Origin of the sequence: thiotrophic endosymbiont of Bathymodiolus puteoserpentis (Logatchev) (assembly GCF_900127505.1) — a bacterium.
Classification (GTDB): domain Bacteria; phylum Pseudomonadota; class Gammaproteobacteria; order PS1; family Pseudothioglobaceae; genus Thiodubiliella.
Map to the genome: position 1 here is coordinate 2309 of NZ_UEXF01000078.1, position 4705 is coordinate 7013.

Genomic DNA, 4705 nt, shown 5'->3' on the forward strand with positions numbered 1-4705 from the left:
TACCAATACCAATACCAATACCAATACCAATACCAATACCAACGATAATGACAACACCAACGACAACAGAGCAGGCCATTATGGCGAAGACAACAACATCTACCTAAATGATACCAACATTAACAACACCAAAGATTTAACAACCACCATAGGACACGAAACCAGCCATGCGTTAGACAACCAAGACCCAAGCATCAACACCAACCCACAAAACAACGCAAGTAAAACTGATAATGAAATCTATGCCGACAACTATGGAGATGACTTCGGGGATTATGTTGAGTTTGCCTCAGAAAATTATGGCAATGGCAACTTAGCAAGCACCAACAATAGAAACCTAGGCAACACACCAGCAGAAACACAAAGAAACACAAAGCTTGTTGAGCGTAATAATCAGGATTATGCGAGGATTGATAAGAGTAAGGGAGAGGATTTTTGTACTGGCACTGATTGCTATGGTAAAGCCACTCAGAAAAGATTGGAAAAATCTACTACCAATCCAAATGTAGTTGTAACAATTACCAATAAAAAGAACACCAGTAGCGATTATAGTAATTATCAAGTCCGAGAGATGCAAGATAAAAATGGCAAAGTTATTGCTTACAGTGCCTACAATCCAAACACAGGTAAAAATATTATCATGAAGCCTGAGGAGCTAGCTACCTTCAAAGGCTTAGTTGAAAACAATCTAATGTATTCTTTTGAAAACGCAACCAACTATCAAAATACCGCAAGTAACGCTATAGGCGGTTTACATGATGATGGTGAAATCGGTGGCACAGGAGACAGTTGGAAACAATATGCAAAAAGTGGTGATATTGTTTTAGATCTTGCTGGTGGTTTAGGGGGTGGTGTTGGTGGCGGTGCAGTTAAGAGTGGTATCAAAAACAGTGCTAAAACTGTCGCAAGAACAACAAAAGATAAAATCTTTAAGAAAGAAACCATTCAAGTGCCAAGTGGTAAGACTTATAATTTTTATGGACAGAAGATTGATTTGGATTTGGAATTACCAAAAAATAAAATTAATTCAGCTACAAAAAAACCTTATACGAACAGAGAATGGATGAGAAAAGGCAATAATCCTTATGTAAAAGGAAAAGATGGCAAGGTAGCTCCAACAGAACAGCACCATTCACAACAAAAAGGAAGTGGACCAATATTTGAAATTAAACAAACAACACATCAAAATCTAGTCAATAAAAAAGCACTTCATCCGCATGGAAAAAAGCAAAATCCTAACAGCCCAGTTAATAGAAAAGAATGGAATAAAGACAAGGCGGCGATTAATAAAGAAAGATTAAAAAGGTTGGAAAAATTAGAAAAGGGGGATAAATAATGTTGCCAAAATGTTTTGAAAAATGGATCATATTTAGACCCAAGACAAAAGAAGAAGAAGAAGAAGATTTAAAATATTATTTAGACTTAGGATATACAAAAGAAAAATATAATAGTACAATTAATACTAGAAGTGAAGCAATTAATATTCTTAACGAACTCGGTGTTAAAAATGATGCAGCTTTTTATGAGTTTTATAGTATGTATGCAGGTATTGATTCAAGTGAAAATGAAGAAGTAGATTTATTATATTCATTAGATGAAATCTACGAAGATTATAAACAACCATTTCATGCAGATAACTATCCAAACATTGCAGATAGATATTTGCGAATTTCATCAATAGAAGGAGAAGGTAGTTATTTTTACGATAAAAAAACAGATGCAGTTTATGATGTAGATTGGGGGGAGATGGATGATTTTATGGCAGGAAAACTAAAGCCAATTTTTACCTCTTTTTATGCTTTTTTAGAGTGGTATTACAGTGAGGAAGGTTAAGTGTAATGGTCCAATCAACTTAGACGGTTGTTGGTAAGGTTATAAAGAGCACCAATAAAGCTAAATCCCTTAAAACAGTTAATACCCCAAATCAAGTTAAAAGTTTATTTAATAAAACCAAGCCAAACAATCAGATTGAAATTGGCAATAAACAACTAACAGCACTACCTAAGAATGGTGGAGCAAAGGTTTTTAAAGGGGCTAGCGATAAACAAGTGATGACTTATTTTAAGCAGTTAACGGGTAATAAGTTGCCTAAAAAAGAAGTCTTTACTATAAAAAATAAAAAAACTGGCAAAATACATACTGGAATAATATATAAGAGCGTTGATAAAAATGGCAACAATTTTGCTTTAAGAAATCTATCTAGTTCCAAAGTTAATAACGGAACAACTGAAAGATGGACGATTGATGTGCCTAAGGAATTTTTAGGAATTAGAAAAGGAAAAGAGATTAAATTTAAATGAAGAATTTAGACAAATATATAAACGATAATTACAAATTATCATTAGACGAGGCTTTTGGCTATTGGATACATAATGGTATTTGGTACGGCGATGAAAGTTTAACTTTTGAAGAAACCAAAGAAGTGTTTTTCCTAACCCTAAAAAAGCTCCTAGATGATAACAAAGTGGTTCTTTGTCCTCCAATAACATTAAAAAATGCACCCGTTAGAAATCAATATAATAAAAAAGGAGTGTTAGAATGGGTTGTGGTTTGGGATATTCAAAATGAAGAAATCATCCAATACATGCGAGACGCCTTTCCAAAAAATGTTAGTGATGAAAACGATGGTAAAGTATATGATTTTTGGTTTAGTGAAGATTGCCCTCAAATAGGTTGGGTAGACCAAAAAACTGGAGAAATCGTTAGTTAATAACAACCAGATCAAATAGTTAAAATAGATAAATAATGAAATTAAGGAAATCTGTCTCAGTGTGTAGTTTTAACAAACCACCCCACCAAATCTCGCTAAAATAATCCTATGCTTAAAAAATTGCTAACGCTTTATTTTTCTTTTTACTTGGCACTTAGCCCAATTTTTGCCCAAGCAAATTCTGTCTCTCAAATAGCAAATCAGTTCAGCCATAAAGCCCTCACCCAAAACATCAACATCAATAGCGATAGAACAATAATCAATAGCGACAATATAACCTCAGAACAAAACACCCACATTAACGCTAACAATATCACCCATCAAAACAGTGTGATTAAAAGTGCCAATCTACACGCCACAGAGCAACTCAACATCAGCACCAAAAACCTAGCAGTATCCAGCGTACAGAACAAATACAAATCCAAAACCCGCTCTCAAGGTGCAAGCCTAGGCATAGGCATGGGCATGGGCACAGGCAGTAGTGGCATCAACTCAGCAGGCTTTCATCAAGCCAAAGCTGATAAAAACAGCAAAACAGTGCTACTCACTAGCATGACCGCCAAACAAGTTAACATCACCACCCAAGAGCACACCCAGCTTACAGGTAGTTTAATTGCTGCCACTGACACAGGCGACAAAGACGGTAACGACAATGGACAACTAAACCTCACCACCAATAGTCTAAGTGCCAGTAGTCTTAACACCACCATCAACAACAAATACAGCTCAATGGGATTTAACCTAGCATTGTCTAACAGCAAAACAGTTCAAAAGGATAAAAACGGTAATAGCAACAAAAATAATAAAAACAATAAAAACGGCAATACCAACAATACTAACAAAACCAACAAAACCCAAAATAGCACTAGTATCAATAATGCCAGTATTAATTACACCAACAACAAACACAACGCTAAAACCAAAGTCCTAGCCACCCTAGGCAACGGCAATATCCAAATAGCAGACATCAACCAAAGCAACTCCAAATCCAGCACCAAACTCCTCAACAGAGACATCAAAGACACAGAAGTTGACATCTACAACATAGCCTCTCATAAAGGCTTAAAAGGCGAGTTAGACACGCGTCTATTAACCAAAGCAGGTAGAGTAAAGATTGCCCAGGACATCAAAAAATCAGGCATGATAGCCTCTGCTATCAAGCAAATACTCAATACTGATAGAGCAGGACTCAAAGACTTCTTTAATGAAGCAAACAAACTCCACAAAACCGATGAAGCCATTAAAGCCAAAATAGCCAATAACCCAGCACTGGCCAAAGCCCTAACCGACCCTAACTTAACCCCAACACAAAAACAACAATTAGCAAAAGAACTGGTTGGTAGCGTCATGGCTGAACTGGGCTATAAAGCCCCAGAGGTTAAGATTGTCGCCAACACCAACGACAACACCAACACCAACACCAACAGAGCAGGCCATTATGGCGAAGACAACAACATCTACCTAATTGATGACAACATTAACAACACCAAAGATTTAACAACCACCATAGGACACGAAACCAGCCATGCGTTAGACAACCAAGACCCAAGCATCAACACCAACCCACAAAACAACGCAAGTAAAACAGATAATGAAATTTATGCCGACAACTATGGAGATGACTTCGGAGATTATGTTGAGTTTGCCTCAGAAAATTATGGCAATGGCAACTTAGCAAGCACCAACAATAGAAACCTAGGCAACACACCAGCAGAAACACAAAAAAACACAAAGCTTGTTGAGCGTAATAATCAGGATTATGCGAGGATTGATAAGAGTAAGGGAGAGGATTTTTGTACTGGCACTGATTGCTATGGTAAAGCCACTCAGAAAAGATTGGAAAAATCTACTACCAATCCAAATGTAGTTGTAACAATTACCAATAAAAAGAACACCAGTAGCGATTATAGTAATTATCAAGTCCGAGAGATGCAAGATAAAAATGGCAAAGTTATTGCTTACAGTGCCTACAATCCAAACACAGGTAAAAATATT

Annotated in this window: 5 protein-coding genes; all 5 read left to right on the plus strand. The window is 36.4% G+C overall.

The annotated features are described in order from the left end of the window. The coding region (locus BHECKSOX2_RS09945; RefSeq protein ID WP_180323765.1) for an HNH/ENDO VII family nuclease at positions 1-1336 on the plus strand (1336 nt) is incomplete at its 5' end. Next, entirely contained in the window at positions 1336-1833 is a 498-nt protein-coding gene (locus BHECKSOX2_RS09950) for a hypothetical protein (protein WP_139683447.1), read from the plus strand. The genes BHECKSOX2_RS09945 and BHECKSOX2_RS09950, both read left to right, overlap by 1 nt. A gap of 251 nt (positions 1834-2084) precedes the next feature. Continuing rightward, complete coding sequence (locus tag BHECKSOX2_RS09955; protein ID WP_180323766.1) at positions 2085-2300, plus strand: hypothetical protein; 216 nt, start codon at positions 2085-2087, stop codon at positions 2298-2300. Further along, positions 2297-2710 (plus strand): hypothetical protein, encoded by a 414-nt coding sequence (locus tag BHECKSOX2_RS09960; RefSeq protein ID WP_139683449.1) that lies wholly within the window; start codon positions 2297-2299, stop codon positions 2708-2710. Before BHECKSOX2_RS09955 ends, BHECKSOX2_RS09960 begins: the two co-directional genes overlap by 4 nt. A 108-nt stretch (positions 2711-2818) precedes the next feature. Further along, positions 2819-4705: hypothetical protein (locus BHECKSOX2_RS09965; RefSeq protein WP_180323767.1), on the plus strand; the 1887-nt coding region annotated here is incomplete at its 3' end.